A 23,121-nucleotide genomic window follows, 5' to 3' on the forward strand; every position below is an offset into this window, starting at 1 on the left:
CTGAAAAATCCCATCTGAAATGCTACTACGTCAAATGTTGAATGGATGACAACTACTTCCCACTATCCGCCGAGACTTTACTCCCCGGTTTTGCCCCGAATTTGTTTCCGAAAAAATCACCCGGATTCCAGGTGGGCCGCTCCGGATGCTGGGCGGTCAGGTAACCGATCAAAAACTGAAGCTGGGCGTGTTTGGCGGCCGCGTTGAAATCGAACGGCTGGTCGATTTCGTCCTGGGGCGAGTGGTAGATGGTCGCCCGCCAGTTGAGGTTCAGCTTCAGTCCGTCGACTTGTGGATTGCCCGAATCCGTCCCGCTTTTGACGTAAATCGCCGGAATACCCTGCCGGACGAAGCTGAAATGATCGCTGCGCATGAACACTACCTGCTCCGGCATGGGGTCCTTAGCGACCTTCACGCCCAGATACGAAGCTGCGGTATTGACAGCTTTTGCCATGCTGGAATGCTCGTAGCCGTACGGCACAATGTCGACCAGCGGGTGAAAGAAAAACGGCATATCCAGACACAGGTTGGCAACGATCGATTCCTTCGGAACCGTCGGGTTGCTGGCGAAATAATCGGAACCCAGCAGCCCCATTTCCTCCGCTGTGACGCCTACAAACAGAATCGAACGTTTGGGCTTCGTTGGCAGTGATGCATACATCCGGGCCGCTTCGAGGTTGATGCCAACGCCCGACGCGTTGTCGTGTGCGCCGTTGTAAATGGAGTCGCCCTTGACAGGTCGGCCAATGCCGAGGTGATCGAGGTGCGAAACATACACGACGTATTCATTTTTCAAAACCGGGTCGGTCCCGGGCAGCACACCGACCACGTTATACCCGGCAATATCACCCCCGGATTTGGTTTCGGTTTTCATCCGAACCGAAAAATTCAGCGGAAACGTTTGCGGAATGCTCTTGTTGGCAGCCGCGATGACATCCGCCAACGTGTGGCCGGATTCGGCAAAAACCGTCCGCGCCGTTGAATCGCCCAGCGAAGCAACGCCTTTCAGTTCCGGGAAAACCCGTTGCGGTTTGCCGTCCTTGTCCAGCCAGCGGTAGGTGCCCTGCCGGGCGCGGGGTGCCGAGGCTTCCATGCGGTTGCGGACGTCGGTGGGCAGGCTGAACGAGATCACGCCAACCGCACCGTGGGCCGCAGCATTTTCCAGCTTGGCCGAACCGTGATACGCCCGTTGGTTGGACGGAAATGCCGCCGGTGCGCCGTTGAAATAGGCCACAATTTTGCCTTTGACGTCGATGTTTTTATAATCGTCGTAGTTCAGATCGGGTGCCGTGACGCCAAAACCGACGAAAACGACGGGCGCGGTGACCTCACTTTTTTCGCTGCCATATACCGGGGCCAAAATGTAGTTCTTTCCGAAGTTGAGCGTTTGCTCGCCCTTTTTGCCGATCAGCGTCAGCGAGCTGTTGTCTTCGTTTACCCGCCACTGGCGCAGCGGGACTTTCTGCAAATACGTCTGGTTATCGCCCGCCGGTTGCAGGCCGAGAGCTTCAAATTGTGCAATGACGTAATTGGCCGCCAGCCGGTAGCCGCGCGTCCCCGGTTTTCGGCCTTCCATGGCGTCGTCGGCCAGAAAGCGCATGTGGGCGCGAATGGCTTCCGGTTTTACGGATTGAACGGCGGTTTGGGCCTCGGCCGGAATGCCGGATTTGGCCTTATCCTGAGCAGAAACGAAGGAAAAACTGAGGAGGAAGAAGTTTAGGGTTAAGGCGGTTTTCATATCCGGTCGCAAATTTTCAAACAACCAAGATAAGAAGAACCCAATAGAATAACAGAAAATTCTACCAGGAAGTCCAGCCGCCATCCACAATCAAATTCTGTCCCGTCACGTACGATGCGGCATCGGAGAGTAGAAAAGCCACGGAACCTGCGATTTCGGGCGATTGACCCACGCGACCCAGGGGCGTTTTTTGCGCCAGCCGTTCGACAAACGCCGACTCGTTTTGCTGCACCGCGGGGTTGGGAAACGGGCCGGGCGAGATGCAATTACACCGTACGCCCTGCCGACCCCAATGCACGGCCAGATAGCGGGTCATCTGGATAATACCGGCTTTGCCGACACCGTATTCAATCGGATTTTTGTTCATCGGCGCTTCATAAGCCGCCGGATCGGGCGACACGGAGCCGTACATGCTGGAAAACAGTACGATGCTTCCCCGACCCAGTCGGGCCATTTCCTGACCGACCGATCGGGCGAGCAAAAACGTGGCCGTGAGTCCGCCGTGGTTCACGTCGTCAAAATCCTGCTCGGTCAACTCTTCCATTTTTTTACCAGTCGACGCGAACGCCAGATTGACCAACCCGTGTGGGACACCCCGATGCTGCATCTGTTCGCTGACAAATGCCTGAATGGCAGCACCCTGGCGAATGTCGAGGGTGGCCGGGACAACCTGCGGACCCAACTGGGCAGAGGTGACAAAGGCAGCCGCGCGGTCGTCCAGATCGGCACAGAGGACGCTGGCACCCGCAGCGTGAAGTAAGCGAACCGTGGCTTGTCCCAGATACCCGGCTCCGCCAATGACCCAGATGTCTTTCCCGTTCAGGCCGAAGGCATTCGTGAATAAATCCGCCATGCTACGAATTCAGATACACAATTTTGCCGCCCTGCGACAGGCTATCCCGGGCCGCCAGCAGGGTTTTGATGATGTTTTCAGTTTTGGCAAACGACAAGCGCGGCTGATTCTCCTCGACCGACCAGATAAACTCGATCAGGTTATCCCGAAACATGCCAAACCAGTTTTTGACTTCGATCAGCCGCCAGCCGTCCTTGCCAAACAACGAAATCTGGAACGTCAGGGCAATGTCCATGAACAGATGTACTGTGGCCTGCAAACCGTCGGCAAATTCCAGGTATACCACATCCCCGCCGTCGCGCCCGACGTGCCGGACCGAAACGGGCGTCGGATCGTCCAACACCATAAACAGCCCTTCGAGCATGTGAACCCCGTATTTGATCCAGTCTTTTTTTCCCACGGACGTGGCAAGTTGCAGTTTTCCCAGCGCGCCGAACTCGTTTTTAACCGCCCGCAATTCCGTTGCGTAGCGCATGGACGAGCAGGACATGATGAACTTGCCTTTGGCGACCTGTTCCGAAAAATACGCCAGATCTTCCGGGCTGCTGGCCAGCGGTTTATCGATAAAGAGCGGGATGCCCGCTTCGATGAACGGTTTGGCCATTTCGACGTGGTTTTCGGGGTCGTCGCGACCCAGAATCACGGCATCGACCTGCCCGATCAAATCCGTCATCTGATCGACAACGTGGTCGACCTGGACGGCTTTGGCGATGCTTTCCGAAATGGCCCGATCCTGCGTCCAGACGTGTGTCACCCGCGCCCCCGGAATGCCCAGCAGATCGCGATTGGCCGTCAGGTAGGCCGCTACACCGGGATACCCAACCCGATTGATTTCGGACGCATCAAAAAAACCGTTGATGATGGCCGACCAGGAGTACGGATGGGCATTGCCCGCACTCATTCCAATGATTCCGAGTTTTACCACTGTTTTATGGGTTGTATTCATATCCCGCCCGTGCGGTTTCAAACAAATGCGTTTTATTCCTTTTTCGCCGTAATCTTCAAAATCGCGTATGCAGCCCCGGCGCGCACATCGGCATTTTCATGTTTCAGCATCGGAACCAGAACCGGCAGATCGGCCGCAATGCCTTTTTCGGCCAGGGCGGTTGCCAGTTCCAGTTGGTCGCCGAGTGCCGGGGAGGCCTTAGCCGCCAGCATTTTGATCCGGAGCAGACGATACGGTTCCGACTGTCTGGCCTTCGGCGAAGCCGTTACCAAAGCCGCATGCACCAGATTCAATTGAAGGCCCGACGAAACCGGCTCCGACAAGGCCGCTTCGGCCAGACGGTTCCATTCGGCGGTGGTGAGCCCTCCCAAACGGCGGATGATGAAGGCACCGAGTTTTCGGGGGGCGGTTTCCTCCGACCGGGCGAGGGCCAGATTGAGAAATTTCTGCCGGTTGGCCGGAGCTGATTTCGCATCCGACAAGGTTGCTCCCCACAAGGTGTAGAGCGACAACGCCCGGTTTTCTCCGACAATCGCTTTTTGGGCGGCTTCGGCATCGACTGTGGTGGGTGAAATACCGAGTTTGGCCAGCGTTTCGGCGGCATGGATGCGGTCGGTGCCGTTGGGGTCGGCAAACGCTGCGGCAATTTGATCGGTCCACTTCTTCTTTTCTGCCGGGCTGGTGGAAGCCTGCGCCAGCACCCGCCAGATGCCGATGCGATAGGGTGATTTTTTCTCAAACTGCCGCAGTTCTTCCAGATACACTTCCTGAACGCCAGCCGGTTCGCCGATCCAGAGCAAATACTCGGCCGCGTGTACTTTAATCCATTCCTGCTCCGTCTTCAAAACCGTCCGGAGTTCCTGAAGACACTGGTTTCGCAAGGCGTCGGAGGTGGATTGGGCCGAAACCGGCGTAGTGGCGAGGTGAGTCATAAGCACAAAAAGAAATAGCGGGGTTTGGATTTGTTTCATTCGGGAACAAGGGTTGAAAAAGCCGGAATTAAGGCCCGCGCTCCGGCCCGGGCTGCTGCCACCCCGGACGCCGGAATGGAGCGATACGGCCAGCGCATCCGGCAATCGCCCGACGACCACCCACCCACGGCGGCCAGAAATTTATCGCAGGCCGGGTCGGCATATTTCTGGTCAAGGATGTACGGAACGATGTAGTCCGTCATGAATTGCTGAATGCGCTGTTCCCATTCCAGGGCCCGGGGCAGGTCGGTTTGCATCAGGTGGAACCAGTCCAGCGCCAGTTGCGGATGCAGGCAGGCGACGTTCGAATACGAACCGTGAGCGCCTTCCCGAAAACCGGTTGCCAGTCGGTGACCCGGAACAAAGACAGACAACCCGGCCATATGCTCGCGCATCTGCTCATACCAAATCGCATCTCCGCCCGCCACTTTAACGCCAACGAGTTGCGGCACCGCGTCTTTCAGCCGACCGAACTGCACCGGCGTCAGTCGCACTTTGGCGTGGGGAGGATTGTATAACACGATCCGCACGTCCGCCGAAACAGCGGCCATTTTCTTCAAAAACGCGATGGTTTCGTCTTCGGTGGGCGGAAACCAGTCGGGCAGAATGAGCTGAACTGCACCCGGTTCCTGCCGGATCGCCCATTTCAGACGGTTGAGCGAAATCCACGGACTCATGTGGCTCACGCCAATCTGAAACGGAAGACCGGCTTCGCGACAACGGTGGGCGAGCAAACGGTGAATACGCCGGAATTCGCTTTCAGTCTGGTTGTAAAATTCGCCCGCCGTGCCGTTGGAATACAACCCGTTGACGCCGAACCCGATGACGCGATCGATTTCCTTTTCCAACCGGTTGAAGTCGATGGAATCATCCGCGTTGATGGGGAGCATCAGCGTGGCCCAGGTGCCGCGAATATCGGCGGCTTCAAGCGGGCGGGTTGCGGAAGGCGGTTCAACAGGCATCGGGAACTAGTTAAGTTGATCGAGAGGAACCTGCGCCAGATAAATGGCGGATTTTCCGTCGTGGGTCGAATAATACGAAACCCAGAGTTTGTTCTGGTGAATGACCATGCCCGGATAGCTCGCATCGCCACTGCTCGGAAACGGAATTGTTTTGGTGATGTTGCCCTGCCGGTCGGTTAAATACAAGGCCATTTTGTTCGGTGACGCGTAGTTTCGGGAGCCAACCACCAGTTTCTGATCATTCAGAAACAGGAAGTTGGGTCCACCCAGCCGGATCGCCATTTTGTGGTACGTCCAGTTGGTGTAGGGAGCCGGACTTTCCGCCACGAGGCCCATCTGATCCTCGGCTTCCCGGCGAATCAGGACAACCATCCTGCCGGTTTTGTCGAACCGGATGGTCGATTCGTTGGGTCGGCCGGTTACATCGAGATCCGAGACTTTGTCGTATCGAATGCCGTCTTTGGTTTTGAGCAGGTAAATCACCCATTTATCGTCGGTCAACACCTGGTAGTCGATGGCGTAACCAACGCCGTTGTGCCAGGTGGTGCGCCAGATCCAGTCTTTGGAAGGCGAAATGGCCGGGTCGAGGGTCGATTTTTGAGGTTCCGAGAAGTTGGCTCCTTTTTTGTCGGAAAACGAAACCATCGGCGCAATCCGCTGCACTTTCACTTTGCCGCCCGTTGGTCCGAAAACCGCCCCGGCCATCGTCACCATCAGTTTTTTATCCGGCGTAATGGTCAGTTTCGGGTCGCGCAGGTCCAGGGTAGGAATGGCCAGCAGGGCGACGCTTTTCCAGTCTTTCCCATCTTTGGATTTCAGGATTCGTACTTTCCCGCTGTTGGTCGTATCGACGTGGGTTAGTCCTTCGCGAAAGGTGCAGTAGAATTCATTGTTGAACAAAACCAGGTCCGTAAACGCGCTGTGGGGCGGCTGGTCCCAGATTTTGGTAACTTTCACGTAGTCGGGAAAAGTACCGTCCTGCGCCAGAATCAGCGCAGAACGGCAAACGGTCAGGGTTAGGAGTAGCAAAAGTTTTTTCATCGTCTGGTAAATTAGGCTTCGGCCTTGAGGTTTGTTTGGGATTTGAGCAGAAACAGGAGGGCCGAACAGATTAGCAGCAAAACCGCAGCCACCTGGAACAACTGGCTGAAGCTCACCTGCGCATCCCGCAGCACGCCACCCGCATACAGCCCCAAACCGCCCACAATGCAACTGCCCAGATTCAGAATACCGTAGCCCGTGGCCCGATACCGTTCGTCGGCAATCAGACACAAAATCGGCATCATGTTGGTATCGCTGAACACCCGCGTGAAGGCGTAAAAGATGAATCCGACGATGGCGACCGGCAAAATGGGCGTGGTGCTGGCGAAGAAGATGGCCGGGGCTGCAATGCAAAGTGCAATGGCTGGTACCAGAATCCGGCCGCGCGGGTTGTTGCGACTGATGCGATCGGTGAGTGCCCCGCCGGTCAGAACGCCAACCAGGGCTGCGGTGTGGAAATAGCCGGTGGCGTATTGACCGGCTTGTGATTGCGACAGATTGAATTGCTCCTGGTAAAATGTTGGTAACCAGCCCACAATCAGCCAGCCGACCACGCCCAGCAAGGCCCAGAAAAGAAGCAGCAAACTGAAAGCCGGTTTGCTGAATAACATCCGGACTGCTTCGCCAAACCGCACGGTTTCGGCGGTTTTCGGAACCACGGTTTCCGGTTCGACCGGCCGGGGCGCATCGCGCAGGAAAAACGCCAGCACCACGGCATACACAATACCGACGAGTCCGAAGACGCTGAACGCGGCACTCCAGTCGCGGTTTTCGGCAATCATGCCGCCCAGAAAACCCAGACTTTGTCCGACCATGATCCCGGCAATGTGAATGCCCGTCGCCAGCGAGCGCGTGGCTCCCCGGTGGTAATCGACAATCAACGCCATAGCCGCCGGAATGTAACACGCTTCGCTGACGCCCATCAATGCCCGGGTCGCCAGCAACTCTTCAAAGGTCGTCGCGTGCGACGTCAGCCACGTGACCAGCGACCAGACAAACAGACTGCCGATAATCACCCGGCTCCGGTTGAAGCGATCGGCCAGAAAACCGGCATAAGGACTCAGAAAACCGTATACCCAAAGAAAAACCGCGGTGAGTAATCCGAACTGCGCGTCGGTCATCGGAATGGCCGCCTTGATCGAATCGCGCATCGTGGTGATCATGATCCGATCCAGGTAATTCAGGCAGCCGACCACGCAGAGCAGGGCAACCACGAACCAGGCCCGTGCGGGCAGGACGGCGGTTTTCGGAGAATCAAGGAGTGTGTCGGTTTTCATAACGAGTTAGCTGTTGCCCCCAACCCCCTAAAGGGGGCTTAAAACTCCGGATTGGAAGCCCCCTTTAGGGGGTTGGGGGTATTTATTTCAGTTCCAGAATCGATCCGGCAATCTGGCGGGTGCCGTTATCCAAATTAAAGTAATAAACCACCAGCACCCTTTTCTTGTCGAGTTGCACCGACCACGGATAGCCAATGTCGCCGTTGCCACCATCTTCCCGCAGGATGATTTCGGGGGCGGTTTTAAAATCGGTGCATTCCGCGTTCAGAATGCGGGCGCGGATGCCAAACGGTTTGTGGCGATAGCCGTAGACCAGCAACACCCGGTTGTCGGCCAGTCGCGTGGCCTGCATCGGATGGCCCTGAAAGCCCATCGATTCCCATTTAAAACTCTTTCCGCCGTCGGTCGAGCGGGCAATGCACGCCTGATCGTCCATATTCGCGGTACGCAAGAAACCGATGATATCGCCTTTGGGCGTTTCGTAGGCAGAAGCTTCGTTGAAGGCTATTTTATCGTCGATGGCTACGACACTTTGGTATTTCCAGGTCAGTCCTTTGTCGTCCGAAACGATCAGGTGGTTTGACGTTTTCTTCGGTGACTGGGAATCGCTGGCTGCCACCACCCAATAGATGCGACCGCTTTTGCCTTCGTATAACGCTCCCCGGTTGTAGGCCGGAATGGGTTCGCCACCCAGCGGACTAAAGTTGATTTCGGGCGTAATGTGAGTTGGGTAAATTGGCCCCTGCCAGGTTTTGGCCCCGTCGGTTGAGCGCACCAGGTAACCGCCCAGGAAAATGGCCCCGCTCGCTTCGAAGTACGGTTTTTTCAGATTCGCCATGCCGTCGGGACGGAGAAAAGCCCAGCCGTAGCTGGCACACAGAATATCCCCGTTTTTTAGTTGGATCAGACACGGGTCCTGCGAACCGCCAAAGGCGTGCGAGTAGATCAGTTCCGGCTCTTTCGTCCAGTTTTCGCCGTCTTTCGACCGGAGCGCCACCAGGTAGCTGTTCGGGTCTACGTGGTTGGTCCCTTTTTCACCGAAACCCTTCCGGTCGGGAGCCCGCCGAAAAGCCACCAGCAACTCGCCGTTTGGTTTTTTGACAATCGACGGAAACGAAGAATAAAACCGCTCATCCTTATAAATTACGAAATCCTTCACTTTCCGGGCAGGCGGAACATCGGTGGTCTGAGGGGTAGGGGCGTTCTCCGAAACAAATGACATCAGGCCGAGGGCAACAACGCCCGAAAGCAGGAAAAACGAACAGGTACTTTTCAGATTCACGGTCATGAGGGCGGGTTAGGGTTATCGGATTTCGTTTATCGATTTGAAATTGGGCGCTATTTTATTCTTTACGTTGGAACGTATGCAAAATTAAGTTTTGTCAACTCGTCATCCTGCTACTTTTGTTTCGATTTGTTGTACTATTTTTCAAAATTACCGACAGGATTACCGATTGGTCGGACGGTTTTTGAATGATTGTATCAATCTCAGGGTTTGGCGAACAGGTTTTCCAGTTGCCATACTTCCAGCGATTTGAGTGTGGCCGGGCTGCCGTGCGCCTGAATGGAAACGCCCTGGCTGTCGTTGCGACCCGGATACATCCGCACCGCCACGCACTGACGACCGTTCACAAACACTTCGACGATGCTCTTGTCGACAAAAATCCGCAGGTCCACGAGTTCGCCTTCTTTCAGGAGTACCGAAGCAGTTTCCGGCACCCGCGACCGGATGCCTTCCAGCGTCGAAGCGTTCGAGTTGTCGATGGAAATGGCACTGTATTGCACGGCTTTGGGTTCGGACCGATCCCAGAAACCGCCGTTTTTGTAAAATAATATCCGGGTGTATTCCTCTTTTCCCGGTGACCGCAACACGTTCAGTTCAATTGTGGTCGAATTTTTTGGATCAATAACCGCGTGCATCTCCAGCGCATTCCCGGAAACCGTCGGCAACACAATTTCCTGATTGGCGGGCAAGGCCGTTTCGGCCACGGTTACTCTTTTCGACCGTAAAGACGCCAGGTCGCCGATGGGTTCCTGCAGGAGCTTTCCGTTTTCATCCAGCGTCAGCAGCCGGGGCAGGGTCATGATCCGCCCCCAGGTTTTGTCGGACTTGCCTTCGTTGATGTTAAAAATGGTGACAATACCGCCCTTACCGTCGGGATAGCCCGCGGGCGCGTGCACACCGTTGGGCAGCATCGGCCCGTGGTTGAAATTGCCGCCGTCGGTGACAATGAATTTGTCATTGACCTGATCGTAATCGCCAATCATGTACTTGCCGCCACTCATGTGACTGAAATGCAGGAGGATATACTTTCCTTTGTCGCCGATCGGCCAGAAATACGGGCAGGCACCGTCGTCCCCGACCATCCCGTAGCCATCGTTTTCGATGAACGGATGAAGATACTGCCAGTTGGCCAGATCCGGGGAGCGAAACAGAAACAGCGCCCGAACCAGTTTGCCACCCGGCCCAACCGGGCGCTGACCCGCCAGCACGCTGTAATAGTGATCGCCTTTCTTCCAGATGAACGGATCGAAGACGTTGTACGGCAATTTTTCGCCCGGTTTTGGAATCGGGATGACCGGTTTTCCAGTTACTTTGGTCCAGTTTAGCAACAGCGGGTCGGTGGACGTGGCCACCATCGAGCCGGAACCCACGCCGTGGTACATCGCGATCACCCGGTCTTTTTCCACGAAGGTCGAACCCGAATACACCCGGTCTTCGGGGTTGGGGTAAATGGCGTACGGCAAATCGCGCCAGTGAATCAGGTCGGTACTAACGGCATGGCCCCAATGAACGCGCGGATCTTCCGGCGGAAAACCCTGGTAAAACAGGTGCCAGCGGCCCTGCCAGAAGCACAACCCGTTCGGATCGTTCATGATTCCTTCCGGACTCACGTAATGGTACGTGGGCCGGTGGTGATCTTCGGCGAGTTCTTTGCGGGAAGCATCAAACCGCTTTAGCATCGGATTGACTTTCAACTGCTTTTCCTGCTCCGCCAGCGTCGTTCCAAAGGTGTAAAACGGCACTTTGGAAGCCCGGTTTTCCTGCGCCATCGTGAGCGAAGAAAATAGCGTTTCTGCGATCAGAACAACAGAAACTATGTTTTCGGCTAATCGACCTCTCATTTTGCTTCCTTCAGATTAAACGTGGTGCTGTGGGCCATCGACACGATCATTTGCTGGTCTTTGACGGCGTTGCTGCTGCCGACGGGTACGGTTTTGTCCTGAATCCAGGCAACAATGCGCGTCTGCACCCGGCCCTTGATCACCGTCCCGGTTTCCCGATCCACCCACTGTTCGCGTTTATACAGAATCTTCCCACCGTGCTCGTTGAAAAACCGGTAGCGGGAACCGCCCACCTGCCGGGCTTCTTCGTCGGGTAACAAATCCTCCACCCGAACGCCCAGGTCACTGAGCCAGACTTCGCCGGTGGCCCGAATCAATCGACACGCCCGGCCTGCCAGTTCGGTGTCGCTGATGTAAGTCATGCTCATGGTAATTGGTTTAACCGGCGGCAAATCCGTGCCGTTCAGCATCGGAACCCGCACGGTTTCAAGGCTTTCCCAGTGATCGCCCGGACGAATGCCATCCACCGGCAGCAGCGGCACCAACACCGGAATATCCGGAGCCAGCCACTGAGCCGCCTGGCCCTTCGCGTCGATCTGACTCACTTTTCCCTGCCGACTGGCCACGAAGTTAATCTGCTGCTTTTCCTGCGGTCCTTCCTCGAACCACCGAAAACCGTTCACCTCGGCGGTCAGCGGAGCGGCTTCTTCGGCACCGTGTTTTCCCACTTTCAGTGCCAGGCTGGCTGTCGCTTCCAGATACGGCATGTTCGTAGCCGGTCGGGGTGAAAATAGCTTGAAATGAGGATGTTCGACTTTCGTCAGCGTGTTCGTCACCGGAATGCCCTGCAATTCGGCCACGGTAACTTCGTACGTGAAGGTTTTGCCCGCTGGCAACTGGGGGCCTTTAACGCCCTGGTCGGGTTTTAAATACCGGAACAACTGCTTTAGAATCCGTTCGTTTTCGGCCCAGGGGCGCGACATGTTGCCGGTCCACGAACCGTTGTCGCCCACCAGAATGAATTTCCCTTTTCCCGGTCGCGTCATCACGATGCCGGGGCCTTTGACGTTGCGGTCGGGGTAGCCCGCGTCGGATGCGACCTGCATCAGAACCGTCGGATTTTTGGCTTCCGGCAAAATCTTAAGCGTGCAACCCGAACCGTAGTGAAAAATGGGTACGTCGTAGAAATACGGGTGGTTTTCGCCAATGACCACGTCGGAATAATGCGTATCGTCGCTGTTCCAGTCGAGGCCGAAACTGCGCACCAGTTTGCGCAACTGGACACCTTCAAAATCTTCAGCAGCCCGGTCGTCGCCCCCGCTGTTGATCATCACCATCAAACTGCCGCCTTTCTCGACATACCGCCGGAGCATTGCGATCTCAGCATCGGTGATGAGGTTGGCCGTGGGGTCCAGTTTCGGATTGTCGGGATTGACAATGACAACGGCGTCTTTCGTCGCCAGCAGGGTTTCAGAATACGGTTCCTGCGCCATCGAAATGGCAAATTCTTTTTCCAGGGCCACAAAAACCGGGTCGAACGTGTTGGTGTGTACAAAATCGTCCCAGCCGTAGCGACCGTTGATCGTGGTCCAGGAACCCGTCACCATGTAGTTGCCGACTTTGGTGCTCGGTCCTTTGCGGTGGTAATAATCAAACAGCAACGTTGGGGTCGGAGCCGCTGGCGGACTGTATAAAAAAGGGATAGCTTCTTTCTTTGGCTTTTTTTTCGCTTTCGCCGTCTGATTGGAATCAGCGACCACCGGGTTTTCGTACGCCCGATTCGGCTTCCAATCCGTTGCTCCGGCGGAAACCGTATAGCCAAGATAAAATAATATAAAAAGACAATTACGGTGGGTCATGATATATGAAATTGAGAATTCTAAAACCGTCTTATTCATCCCTGTCGCGTAGCGACAAAATGTTTGTAGGAAAATCCGTGCCGGGAATGAAACCTGGTCGCGTAGCGACCGAACATACCCGCCAGAACAGGTTCGATCGCTACGCGATCACGACCACAACAAAGGCAATCCGGCTACAAACATTTGATCGCTACGCGACCAGCCACTACCCCGAAGACAGTGGTCTCTTTTCAAAGCGGAGAAACCGTAACCTCCCGGACTTTGATGGCTTTGCGGGTTTGGCCCTGCGCGTTTTTGTGCATAAAGTCGGAATAAATCACCAGAAATTTGTCCGGCCCGGTGGCCAGCAAACCCGTGTAGCCGCAGGAAACCGGTTCGTTTTTGCCCCGATCGTTTTCGATGTACGGTTCCGAATCGGATTGGCCGAAGGACAGCATCTCGAAACCGTTGGTCCATTTCTCGCCTTTGCCGTCGTTCGAAAACCGGAGCTGAACGCCGGGCCGACCCGCCGAAACCACCGTGACGCCGTTTGACAACTGCAACAAGCGGGGCAGCACGCCATTGGGCGTAATGACGGTCGGTTTGGTCCAGGTTTTCCCCTGATCGGTGGAACGGCTGGCGTACATGGGACCGCTGTAAATGTCGTGCGAACGGATGACGCTGAGGTAGGTGCCGTCGGCCAGAATTTCAAAAGCCGGTTCGGTAAACCAGTACTTGTTCACGCCGTTGGTGTCGATTTTGGTGTCGGGCTGGTACGGAATGCGGCTCAGGATTTTCCAGGATTTTCCCGAATCTGTGGAACGATAGAAGAAAACCCCACCCTTGATGTCCACACTGCCGTCTTCCCGAATGTGGAATCCCGGATAAATACAGGCCACGACCGCACCATCGGCGGCTACTTTCATATCGCCCCACCACACCACCGGCACCATGCCGCGCAGGCTGTAGCGCAGGGCCTGCGGATCATCGAGTGGGGCGTGCTCTTCCTGCCAGGCGGTTTCTCCTTTCTTTCGCCGGGCCAGAAAAACCCCCTGCCGACTCGCCGGCATTTCCGACAGCTTAAAAAACTTGTGTTCGTATTTTCGCCGGGTCATCGAGCCCACCGATTGGGGCATCGCCAGCTCGGATTCTTTGAGGGGCGTTGGGGTCAGGATTTTAATGCGGTCGCCATTGGGCAGCAACAATCCTTCATCAGCGCCGGTTTCTTCCCAGCTTTTCGGGTTTTGTTTCCAGGTTTTGCCGCCATCGTTGGAAATGGACGAGGGCGACAAAGTATTTCCGTAGGATTCCATCGCGTCTTTGGCCATGTGCCATTTGGCCAGAACGGAGCCATCGGCGGTGCCGGCGATGGTTGGAAACTGAAAAAAGCCCCATTCTTCCACTTTATCGGCGACACTCACCACCGCCGGTTCACCCAGCGTTACGCGGTATTTTTCCCGGCCATTCTGTTTATACAGAACATCGGTTTTGCCATACGCCGGAATCCCGTGCCTGATGACGGAAAGGGGCTCATTTCGTTCGGTCCATTCCAGGGTGAGGGGCGCTGCTTTTTGGCCGGTTTTGCAGCCGCCCAGCAAAAGCCCGAAAAGAAGCAGGAGGTAGGGTTTTGTCATTGAAAGTGAGGGTGTTGAGCAAAGAAAAGAGGTGATTAGCGGGGAGAGACCGTGATCTCCCGAACCTTGATGGCTTTGCGGATTTCGCCTTTTTCGTTCTTATATTTGAAATCCGAGTAAATCAGTAAAAATTTGTCTGGACCCGTTGCCAGCAGTTCAGGATACCCGCAGGAAACCTGGTCTTTTGGGTCACCGAAGGGCAGCATTTCGAAGGCGTCGGTCCATTGCAGTCCGTTCGACGTCGTTGAAAAACGGAGCTGCATTCCGGGTCGGCCCGAGGCCAAGGCCGTGACGCCGTTGCTTAACTGCAGCAATTTGGGCAACACGCCGGAAGGGGTAAACACCTTTGGCTGGCTCCAGGTCGCTCCTCGATCGGTCGACCGGCTGACGTACATGGGGCTGTTGCCTAGTCCGTCGGTGGTTCGCAGGACGCACAGGTACGAACCGTCTTTCAGAATTTCGAACGCGGGTTCCGTAAAACCCAGGGCGAGCCGTTTGTTTCCGTTGGGGTCATGGGTCAAATCCGGCGCATAAGGAATCCGACCAACGATTTTCCAGGTTCTGCCCTGGTCGGCGGATCGGTAAAAATGCACCCCGGATGCGGCCACTTTTCCGTTTTGAAGCGAAAAACCGGGGTAGGTTCCCGTCATGATTGCCTTCGTCGGCTCGATTCGCATGTCGCCCCACCATACCAGTGGAAAGAGCTTGTCGTCAGTGTAGCGAACCGCCGTTGGATCAATGAGTTGATTGTGTTCCAGCGTCCACTCTTTCTGGCCTTTTTTCAGGCGGTTGATATAAACGCCCTGTAGCTTTTCCGGTAATTCATCCACTTTGTAATAGGAAAAACTCCGGCCGTACGTTTCCGGCGTTGTTCCCACTTTTTTGGGGAGCTTCAGGGTGCTGGTGTCGAGTGCGGCTGGCGTATAGTTTTTGATCCGGTCGCCATTGGGCAGCACCAAACCATCGCCCAGCGGTCGTGAACCCGGGTGAGGGGTCCAGGTTTTGCCGCCATCGGTCGAAACAGCGTAGCCATTGCTATCCTTGCCATAGCTTTCGGCATGATCGGTGTGCATGGCCCACGATGCCACCAGCGTGCCGTCGACATTGCGGTAAATGGTTGGAAACTGGAAATAGCCCCAGCCTACTGCTTTATCCGCTACTGCCACGACAACAGGCTGTCCCAGCGTTACCCGGTATTTTTCCTTGCCATTCTGTTTGTAAGCGACCTCCGTTTTGCCATAGGCCGGAATGCCGGGCGTGATGACGGAAAAGGATTGGTTTTTCTTTTCCTCCCAGCTCAGGGAAGGAGCACCCGGTTGTTGGCTTTTGCCAACCAGCGAAAGGGTGCAAAGCAGAATGACAAGAGATTTATTCATGGGGGTCAGGAGTTCAGCCAGAGGAGGGGAGCGATCAGAAAAAACGGGCAACCAGCGCACGTTTTTAAATGTGCGCTGGTTGCCCGGGTGGATACTTAATAACCGGGATTCTGCTTGATCTTCGGTTCCAGGCTCAGTACGTTGCTCGAAATCGGGAACAGCAGCAGGTGATCCTTACCTTTCTGGGTTTGCAGCGACGGAACGATGTCGAACGCTTTGCCAAACCGGACCAGATCCCACCAGCGTTTGCCTTCCAGCATCAGTTCCAGCAGCCGTTCTTTCAAAATGGCCGCATCGTTGGTCTCTTTGGTTCCGTTGACAAATTTGTAGGCATCGAATTTCGCCCCGTAGGCCCGTTGACGCACCAGGTTCATTTCCGTACTCGGGTCCTGACCCAGGGCGTTTTTGGCTTCAGCTTTCATCAACAGAACATCCGCATACCGATACAGAATGATGTCGTCGACGAAAAACCGGACGCCCCCTTCAACGGTTCCCTGTCCTTTTGTCTGCACCGAGATGAAATAGTTACGGGCGCCATTGGTACCGGTCGTATAGACCTCGTGAAAAGTACCGGCCCGGCGTTGATCATCGACCGAAAACTGATTGCGGACGAGCGCGCTGGGTTCCCAGACGTTGTTTCCACCCGACACCCCGACGATGGCTTTGGAGGCAGCCTCGGCGTTGGCCGGTAAGGCTCCAACGGCCATGTAGATGTTATTGAAGTAGTTGTCGCCGACTTCCAGATACCGGAAGCCCACCGACATCAGGATTTCCTTGCTGCCTTTGTTGGTATATTTGAACAGACTGGCATAGTCGGTCAGCAGCGAAACGTCGGCTTTGGCCACTTCGTCGCAGGCCGCCAGGGCCGTCGTGAAATCCGCCTGTCCACCGTTGGTGCGTTTGCCCGTCCACAAATACACATCGGCTTTCAGTGCATTGACCGACGGTTTTGACCACATGCTCCGGCCATTGGTAAAATTGTTGTCCGGGAAAAGTTGGAGCGCTTTTTCAATATCTTCTTTGATCAGCTTAAAAACATCCGCAGCGGGCGATCGTTCCAGAAAGGTCGTTTCCGGGTCATAGCCTTCGGTGGGCAGGGTCCGCAGTGGCAAGTCGCCCCAGGTTCTGACCATGACGAAGTAGAGAAACGCCCGCATGGCGTAAGCCTGCGCCAACGTGCTGTTCTTTACGTTTTCCGAACTAAAGGTAATCGTCGGCGCGTATTTCAGAATCAGGTTGGCGGCATTGACCGCCGAATACAAGCCGATCCAGTCGGGACCGGCACCGGCCTGGTTGAGGGTGTTCAGATAAAAGCGGTCATAATCCAGGGTGCCGGCCAGCGACTTCTGCATGACTTCACTACGGCCCTCACCGTAAATATACAGGTTGAGCAGGGCTTCGTTCCGCAGTTTGACGTACATCCCGTTCAAACCGCCTTTGGCGTCGTCTTCCGTTTTCCAGAACGATGCATTGGTGATCACGCTCGTCGGGTCGAGCATCAATTGGTCCGTGCAGGAGGTGGTACTGATCAGCAGACCCAGTACTAATCCCGAAAGAAGTTTATAGGGTGATTTCATGGTTCAGTGCGTGATTAGAAGGTAAGAGAAGCGCCAAACGCGATGTTTTTCGGAATCGGATACCGTCCGTTGTCCCGGTCGCCATCTTCCGGATTCAGTCCTTCGTAGGCCGTAAAGTAATGCAGGTTGTTGCCCGTCAGGTTGAAGCGGAGGTTGCTGATTTTAAATTTCTGCAAAACCGCCGACGGTACACTGTAGCTGAGCGTAACTTCCCGCAGACACAGGTAATCGCCTTTTTCATAATAGGTGGAATTGGTCGTTAACTCATGCCAGGCCGTTCCACGCCAGTTGCTGTAGTTTCCGATACCCGGTTGATACTGTACCATGCTGGCAACATCACCCTGTTTTTTCCAGGATTTTTCGACCATTTCCTTCGTCATGCTCACCCCGGCCCACTGACCGTCCATGAACGCCCGGGCGTAATTGTAAATGGTGTGGCCGGTTGCATAGTCCATTCGAACGACAAAATTAAAGTTCTTGTACGACAGGCTGCTGGAAAAACCGCCCGTCCAGACCGGGAACGGATTGCCCATGTAAACGCGGTCCCGTTCGTCGATGATGTTATTGCCATCCACATCCTGGAAGATGGCGTCGCCACCGTATTTGGTTTTATCGGCGTAGGTAATCATCTGATCCACCGGTGCCGATTTGGCGGCTTCGTCGGTGGCATAGACTCCAATCTGGTTCCAGGCATAGTGATCGCCAATCCGTCCTCCTTCGCGCAAACCACCCCCCCAGACATACGATGCGGTGGCGGGGTCATACACATTGTACCCGCCGATCCGGTTATTGGGCGTGCCGTTGTAGGGCAAGGTCAGGATTTTATGCCTGGTTTTGGCCGCATTCAGGCCAACCTGCCATTGCAGTGGGGAAGAAGGGGGTAGTATCTGCGCGCTAAGTTCGAGTTCAACGCCTTTGTTTTCGAGGCTACCCAGGTTCGTAAAGATGCTGGAGAAACCAGTCGATGGCGGTAGCGTCAGGCTGGTCAGCAGGTTGTCGGTCACACGCCGGTACACATCGACAATCACATTCACCCGGCTTTTGAACAAACCGAGGTCGGCCCCCACGTTAAAGGTTTTGGACTGCTCCCATTTCAGCGACGGGTTCGGAATCACGGTATTCTGCACGGCTGAAATGCCCAGATAGCGGGCACCGACGCCGTATTCTCCCTGCGACTGGAAGTCGGAGAGTCCGCTGATGTTCCCGTTGACCCCGTAGCTTCCGCGTAGTTTGAGCTGAATCAAATCGGCGGGCAGGGCATTCCAGAATTCTTCATGGTGCAGGTTCCAGCCGACCGATACCCCGGGGAAAAAGCCCCATTTGTGATTGGCTCCCAGGTTGGAAGCACCGTCGTAGCGGGCATTCAGAGAGAATAGGTATTTCTGTTTGTAATCGTAATTGACCCGGCCAAAATACCCCAGAATCACCTGATCACTCACCGAACCGCCCACCGAAACCGGCGTGGTTGCCGCATTCAGCGTCGGAATCAGGTCCGTAGCCGCTCCCTGGCCGCTGGCCGTCATGGCGTAGCTATTCCGTCCAAAGTAAGAAAAACCGGCCTTTACCGACAGATTATGGGAGGTGGCAAATGTTTTGTCGTACGATAAAACCGCATCGGCCTGATACTGGGTTAATTTCGTATAACTCGCCGAGGCTGCCCGGGTGGTTACCGCCGTGGTTCCGTTGAAATACGATGGCAGGAACGAATAGCCATCCGTAGCCAGTTTATACATCGAAATCTGTGGCTCGAACGAAAGACCCGGCAAAATATCCCAGCGACCACCGACCGACAGCGTCATGTTTTCGATGGAATTCCCCCGTTTGTCTTTGTTCAGGAAGTACGCGGCATTTCCGTTACCCCGGTTGGCACCCGGTGCCATCGTTCCGTCTTCATAATACAGCTTCGAGGTCGGCACGTTGGCGGCAGAGCGGTAGAAAATCTGCGAAATGTTATACACTTCGTTGTTGCTCGATCGGGTGAACATCGTCCGCCCGAAGAACGTCAGGTTGTCCCGCACTTTAAGCTCACCGTTCAGGTTAAACGTCAACCGGTCATACTTGGTCGTAATAACCGTTCCCTGATTATTCAGATACCCCACACCCGCATTGAAAGTCGCTTTTTCGGTACCACCCGTCAGTGCTACATAGTGATTGTGCGAAACGCCGTCCTGATAAATCAGTTTCTGGAAGTCGGTATTTTGAAAAATGATGGTTTTGGATGAATCCAGCGGGTCCGGCATACTTTCCCAGCCTTCGTTCAGCTTGTGTTTGTTGGCTTCCGACAGATACTGGGTCGTGTAAATCGTGTTGTTGGTCAGGTCGTTACCAGTTCCGGCCCCGGTGGCCAGTGTCAGTTGGCGCGTAGCCGTCGGGTCTTTTTTAGCCGAGCGAACCGCCCCAAGTCGTTGCAGGTAAATGTAGTCGCGGGCATTCGCCATTTCATACATTTTACCCGGTTTGGAGAAAACCAGGTCGTAGGAATAGGTTACTTTGGTTTTGCCGCTTTTCCCGGTTTTGGTGGTGATGATTACGACGCCATTTGACCCCCTGGCGCCGTAAATAGCCGTCGAAGCGGCATCTTTTAATACTTGCAATGATTCAATGTCGTCGGGGTTGATGTCATTCATGTTGGTCCGAATGATCCCGTCGATGATGTAGAGCGGAGCCGCGCCGTTGGGATTGTTGATGGACGTTCCCCCGCGAACAATGATCCGGGGAGCTGCGCCCGGCTGACCGCCGTTGGCGGGAGCCTGCACCCGAACGCCCGGGATGTTTCCCTGCAGGGCCGAGGCTGCGTTGGCATACGGCGTGTTCTCCAGCACTTTGGTGTCGAGCTTGGAAACAGAGGTCGTCAGCACTTCCCGCGACTGGGTGCCGTAACCGACCACCACCACTTCGTTCAGTGTTTTGCTGTCGCCTTTCAGCGTAATGTCCAGCAGGGCCTGGTTTCCGACCGTGATTTCCTGCGACTCATACCCCAGAAAACTGAAGACCAGAATCGACTGGTCGCTGGGTACGTTGATGGTGTACTGGCCGTTGGCATCCGTGGTGGCCCCGCTGGTTGTTCCTTTCACAACGATGCTGACGCCGGGTAAACCTTCGTTCCGTTCATCGGTAATTTTGCCTTTGACCGAGCGCGCTTGTTGGGCGAAAACAGCGAGGCTACTGAAGAGTAGCGTAACCAACAAAAAATAGCGCTTTCCGAAAGAAAGAGCAGGTAAAGTTTTCTTTTCCATAGTATCTTAGATAGAAAGTCATACCAAATTTGACGATAGCAAAATTAAGTTTCGGTTCTATCGCATCCTGCTACTTTTATCTGTATTTGTAATACTATTTTTCGGAAAAGCCGGAAAGGTACTTTTTTTCGGAAGAAAAGCGGATTAGACGAGATTCAGCGTCTTTCGGTACTCGCTGGGCGTCATGTTCTTGATCTTTTTGAACTGCCGGTTGAAGTTCGCCAGGTTGTTGAAACCGCTTTCACCGGCGGCTTCGACAATGTTCAAATCTTTCTCGGATATTAGCTTGCAGGCGTAGCCAATGCGAACGGTATTCAGGTATTCGACAAAGGAGACGCGGTAGTGTTCTTTGAAAAAACAGCAGAAGGTCGTCAGGGCCATGTTGGCAACGCTCGCAATTTCGGGCAGCGAGATTTCTTCCTGGAAATTCTGCATAATATACTGGTTGATTTTTCGCAAATGGTCGGAGGATTTAAGGTGGGTATTCTGAACATAACCGGGACTGGCCAGTGATTCATACTCAGTGGTTTGTGCGAGAAGATCAAAAATGGATAACAGCGACGACAGGCGTTGTAAACCGTTCATCGTCAGCATCCGGGTCATCGTGTCGGCGATCTTTTCCCGCGTCTCACCCTTGATCACCATACCCCGGTTCGACCGCATCAGGAAACTCCGGAAGGCTTCCATCTCGGGGATTTCCATGAACGTTTTGCCCAGAAAAGAATCGACAAACTGGACGACGATGGCGTTGGCCTGGTAGTCGGCTTCTCCTTTGAAAAATTCGGGGTCGTTCACCCAGACGTGGGGCAGCGAAGGCCCCATGAACACCAGATCGCCCGCGTCGAAATACCCGATATGATCGCCCACCATCCGGCGACCGGTACTTTTTAGCACCAGCACCAGTTCAAACTCAGGATGGTAGTGCCACGGACAGGGGAAAAATTGGCCAATCTCCTGAAACACAATAAAAGATTTGTCGTATTCCTGTGGTAACCGAAATTCGATAGTTTTCATGGCGAATCGGACGTATAAAGTAAAACCGCTCAGTAAGTATAGTATAATTGTTGAATTCGTCAGAAACTTATGAAGAATAGTATCAGAAATATGGATAAAAGTAACAGAAATAGCAAACTCTCACAACTACTTTTGTTGATACGTACAGGGTCGACCAGTCGGCCCTGATGAATACAACCTTTCTATCTGCTTTTTCACGCATGAGTAAAACAAAAGTGATTCACCCCGACCGTGACCCTGCCTTTGCGACCGGAGCCTATTCAGACGGGGTGATTGCCGGCGGCTTTCTATTTGTCAGCGGACAGGCGGCCGTCGACTTTAAAACGTCTCAATTTGTGCTGGGTACCATTGAAGACGAAACCCACCGTACCTTACAGAATATCAAAACGATTGTGGAAGCAGTGGGAGCCACGCTGGCGGATGTGGTCAAATGCACTGTTCACCTGGCTGACATCGCCGAGTTCGACCGCTATAATACGGTGTATGCCCAGTATTTTCCGGGGATCAAACCGGCCCGAACCACCGTGCAATCGGTGTTGGCAGAGGGGTTGAAAGTAGAAATTGATTGCATTGTTAAACTCCCGGCCTGAAAACCTGTTCGGCGAATGGATGAGACTATACAAACGAGTGAGATCAGCGTAGGCGTTGTGGGGCTTGGGTTGATGGGCAGCAGTATCGTGGCCGCCCTGTTGATGGCTGGTCATCCGGTTAAAGCCATCGCCCCCCTGCCCAATGAGCTGGCCGACGCCCTCCAGCGCATTACCAGTCAACTGCAACACGGCGAAGAAGCCGAACTGCTCACGCAACCGCTGGAAAAAACCGTAGCCTTGCTGACCCTTTCGGCGGATTATGACGAACTGCGCGACTGTCGGCTGGTGCTGGAGTGTGTCACCGAAAAAATACCGATCAAACAATCCGTTTACGGGAAAATAGCCGCCGTGGTGAGCACCGATACCGTGCTGGCCAGCAATACATCGGCCATTCCGATCAGCATGCTGCAACAGTATGTGCCCAATCCGGAGCGGTTTATGGGCGTTCACTGGGCCGAACCGGCCTACATGACCCGGTTTATGGAAATCACCTGCGGCACCCACACCTCGGTGGATCTGGCCGACTGGGTGTTTCGATTGGCCCACCACTGGAAAAAAGAGCCTACCCTGTTACGAAAGGACATTCGCGGTTTTGTGACCAACCGCCTGATGTACGCCATTTACCGGGAAGGCCTGCACCTGGTGGAAACCGGGGCCGCCAGCCTGGACGATGTCGACAAGGCATTTCGCTACGATGCCGGTTCCTGGATTACGATGATGGGCATTTTCCGGCGGATGGATTACACCGGTTTGCAGGATTACCCCGAAATTTTCCGGCGCATTTTCCCCCAACTGAGCAATTCCGAAGAGGTTCCGGCGCTGATGCAGCAACTCGTCGACCGGCAGTTGCGGGGGACGCAGAGCGCGCAGGGCCTGTATGACTATACCGAAGAAGAAGCGAAGGAGTGGGACAAAGCCTTTGCGGTTTTTAATAAAGACATCTATCAATTGGCCGCCCGGTATCCGTTCCGGACCGACCAACGAATCGGTTAAACCAACGTA

17 protein-coding genes are annotated in these 23,121 nt (G+C 54.7%); 2 read left to right on the top strand and 15 right to left on the bottom strand.

Annotated elements, in window-relative coordinates:
* Positions 1–52: 52 nt before the first annotated feature.
* The 15 genes from ACO064_RS17270 to ACO064_RS17340 all read right to left on the bottom strand — a co-directional run bounded on the left by ACO064_RS17270 (position 53) and on the right by ACO064_RS17340 (position 21,529).
* Positions 53–1,738 carry a M28 family metallopeptidase gene (locus tag ACO064_RS17270; protein WP_421828496.1) on the bottom strand — a complete coding sequence of 562 codons (1,686 nt, stop codon included), beginning with the start codon at positions 1,736–1,738 and terminating at the stop codon, positions 53–55.
* A gap of 61 nt (positions 1,739–1,799) precedes the next feature.
* Positions 1,800–2,591 (bottom strand): SDR family oxidoreductase, encoded by a 792-nt coding sequence (locus ACO064_RS17275; protein ID WP_421828497.1) that lies wholly within the window; start codon positions 2,589–2,591, stop codon positions 1,800–1,802.
* 1 nt (position 2,592) lies between these two features.
* On the bottom strand, positions 2,593–3,537 hold the full coding sequence (locus tag ACO064_RS17280) for a Gfo/Idh/MocA family protein (protein ID WP_421828498.1): 945 nt from the start codon (positions 3,535–3,537) through the stop codon (positions 2,593–2,595).
* 32 nt (positions 3,538–3,569) lie between these two features.
* Positions 3,570–4,508, bottom strand: coding sequence for a hypothetical protein (locus ACO064_RS17285; RefSeq protein ID WP_421828499.1), 939 nt, complete (start codon positions 4,506–4,508; stop codon positions 3,570–3,572).
* A complete protein-coding gene (locus ACO064_RS17290) occupies positions 4,505–5,470 on the bottom strand; it encodes a dihydrodipicolinate synthase family protein (protein ID WP_421828500.1) in 966 nt (321 codons plus the stop codon). Before ACO064_RS17290 ends, ACO064_RS17285 begins: the two co-directional genes overlap by 4 nt.
* A gap of 6 nt (positions 5,471–5,476) precedes the next feature.
* Entirely contained in the window at positions 5,477–6,511 is a 1,035-nt protein-coding gene (locus ACO064_RS17295; RefSeq protein WP_421828501.1) for a hypothetical protein, read from the bottom strand.
* An 11-nt stretch (positions 6,512–6,522) separates the two neighbouring features.
* Complete coding sequence (locus ACO064_RS17300) at positions 6,523–7,788, bottom strand: MFS transporter (RefSeq protein ID WP_421828502.1); 1,266 nt, start codon at positions 7,786–7,788, stop codon at positions 6,523–6,525.
* Between the two features lie 82 nt (positions 7,789–7,870).
* Positions 7,871–9,076, bottom strand: a complete 1,206-nt coding sequence (locus tag ACO064_RS17305) for a sialidase family protein (RefSeq protein WP_421828503.1) — start codon at positions 9,074–9,076, stop codon at positions 7,871–7,873.
* Positions 9,077–9,276: 200 nt separating this feature from the next.
* Positions 9,277–10,914: a glycoside hydrolase family 32 protein gene (locus ACO064_RS17310; RefSeq protein WP_421828504.1), complete on the bottom strand. Its 1,638-nt coding sequence runs from the start codon at positions 10,912–10,914 to the stop codon at positions 9,277–9,279.
* Positions 10,911–12,713: a hypothetical protein gene (locus ACO064_RS17315; RefSeq protein ID WP_421828505.1), complete on the bottom strand. Its 1,803-nt coding sequence runs from the start codon at positions 12,711–12,713 to the stop codon at positions 10,911–10,913. Before ACO064_RS17315 ends, ACO064_RS17310 begins: the two co-directional genes overlap by 4 nt.
* A gap of 230 nt (positions 12,714–12,943) precedes the next feature.
* Positions 12,944–14,326 (bottom strand): sialidase family protein, encoded by a 1,383-nt coding sequence (locus ACO064_RS17320; protein ID WP_421828506.1) that lies wholly within the window; start codon positions 14,324–14,326, stop codon positions 12,944–12,946.
* Positions 14,327–14,361: 35 nt separating this feature from the next.
* Positions 14,362–15,702 (bottom strand): sialidase family protein, encoded by a 1,341-nt coding sequence (locus ACO064_RS17325; RefSeq protein WP_421828507.1) that lies wholly within the window; start codon positions 15,700–15,702, stop codon positions 14,362–14,364.
* Between the two features lie 95 nt (positions 15,703–15,797).
* Positions 15,798–17,279: a RagB/SusD family nutrient uptake outer membrane protein gene (locus ACO064_RS17330; RefSeq protein ID WP_421828508.1), complete on the bottom strand. Its 1,482-nt coding sequence runs from the start codon at positions 17,277–17,279 to the stop codon at positions 15,798–15,800.
* Positions 17,280–17,293: 14 nt separating this feature from the next.
* A complete protein-coding gene (locus tag ACO064_RS17335) occupies positions 17,294–20,515 on the bottom strand; it encodes a SusC/RagA family TonB-linked outer membrane protein (protein WP_421828509.1) in 3,222 nt (1,073 codons plus the stop codon).
* Between the two features lie 144 nt (positions 20,516–20,659).
* On the bottom strand, positions 20,660–21,529 hold the full coding sequence (locus ACO064_RS17340; protein WP_421828510.1) for an AraC family transcriptional regulator: 870 nt from the start codon (positions 21,527–21,529) through the stop codon (positions 20,660–20,662).
* Between the two features lie 200 nt (positions 21,530–21,729).
* Between ACO064_RS17340 and ACO064_RS17345 the strand changes: the two genes are divergently transcribed.
* Both ACO064_RS17345 and ACO064_RS17350 read left to right on the top strand, forming a co-directional pair.
* Positions 21,730–22,119 carry a RidA family protein gene (locus ACO064_RS17345; protein WP_421828511.1) on the top strand — a complete coding sequence of 130 codons (390 nt, stop codon included), beginning with the start codon at positions 21,730–21,732 and terminating at the stop codon, positions 22,117–22,119.
* A 15-nt stretch (positions 22,120–22,134) separates the two neighbouring features.
* Positions 22,135–23,112, top strand: coding sequence for a 3-hydroxyacyl-CoA dehydrogenase family protein (locus tag ACO064_RS17350; protein WP_421828512.1), 978 nt, complete (start codon positions 22,135–22,137; stop codon positions 23,110–23,112).
* The last annotated feature ends 9 nt before the right edge of the window (positions 23,113–23,121 follow it).

The sequence above is a fragment of the Larkinella sp. genome, from assembly GCF_965227735.1.
Lineage (GTDB): Bacteria > Bacteroidota > Bacteroidia > Cytophagales > Spirosomataceae > Larkinella.

Coding starts and splice junctions, on each gene's coding strand:
- ACO064_RS17345 (WP_421828511.1), top strand. CDS start 21,730: ATGAGTAAAACAAAAGTGATTCACCCCGACCGTGACCCTGCCTTTGCG.
- ACO064_RS17305 (WP_421828503.1), bottom strand. CDS start 9,076: ATGACCGTGAATCTGAAAAGTACCTGTTCGTTTTTCCTGCTTTCGGGC.
- ACO064_RS17320 (WP_421828506.1), bottom strand. CDS start 14,326: ATGACAAAACCCTACCTCCTGCTTCTTTTCGGGCTTTTGCTGGGCGGC.
- ACO064_RS17275 (WP_421828497.1), bottom strand. CDS start 2,591: ATGGCGGATTTATTCACGAATGCCTTCGGCCTGAACGGGAAAGACATC.
- ACO064_RS17330 (WP_421828508.1), bottom strand. CDS start 17,279: ATGAAATCACCCTATAAACTTCTTTCGGGATTAGTACTGGGTCTGCTG.
- ACO064_RS17315 (WP_421828505.1), bottom strand. CDS start 12,713: ATGACCCACCGTAATTGTCTTTTTATATTATTTTATCTTGGCTATACG.
- ACO064_RS17340 (WP_421828510.1), bottom strand. CDS start 21,529: ATGAAAACTATCGAATTTCGGTTACCACAGGAATACGACAAATCTTTT.
- ACO064_RS17310 (WP_421828504.1), bottom strand. CDS start 10,914: ATGAGAGGTCGATTAGCCGAAAACATAGTTTCTGTTGTTCTGATCGCA.
- ACO064_RS17270 (WP_421828496.1), bottom strand. CDS start 1,738: ATGAAAACCGCCTTAACCCTAAACTTCTTCCTCCTCAGTTTTTCCTTC.
- ACO064_RS17335 (WP_421828509.1), bottom strand. CDS start 20,515: ATGGAAAAGAAAACTTTACCTGCTCTTTCTTTCGGAAAGCGCTATTTT.
- ACO064_RS17285 (WP_421828499.1), bottom strand. CDS start 4,508: ATGAAACAAATCCAAACCCCGCTATTTCTTTTTGTGCTTATGACTCAC.
- ACO064_RS17325 (WP_421828507.1), bottom strand. CDS start 15,702: ATGAATAAATCTCTTGTCATTCTGCTTTGCACCCTTTCGCTGGTTGGC.
- ACO064_RS17300 (WP_421828502.1), bottom strand. CDS start 7,788: ATGAAAACCGACACACTCCTTGATTCTCCGAAAACCGCCGTCCTGCCC.
- ACO064_RS17280 (WP_421828498.1), bottom strand. CDS start 3,537: ATGAATACAACCCATAAAACAGTGGTAAAACTCGGAATCATTGGAATG.
- ACO064_RS17290 (WP_421828500.1), bottom strand. CDS start 5,470: ATGCCTGTTGAACCGCCTTCCGCAACCCGCCCGCTTGAAGCCGCCGAT.
- ACO064_RS17295 (WP_421828501.1), bottom strand. CDS start 6,511: ATGAAAAAACTTTTGCTACTCCTAACCCTGACCGTTTGCCGTTCTGCG.
- ACO064_RS17350 (WP_421828512.1), top strand. CDS start 22,135: ATGGATGAGACTATACAAACGAGTGAGATCAGCGTAGGCGTTGTGGGG.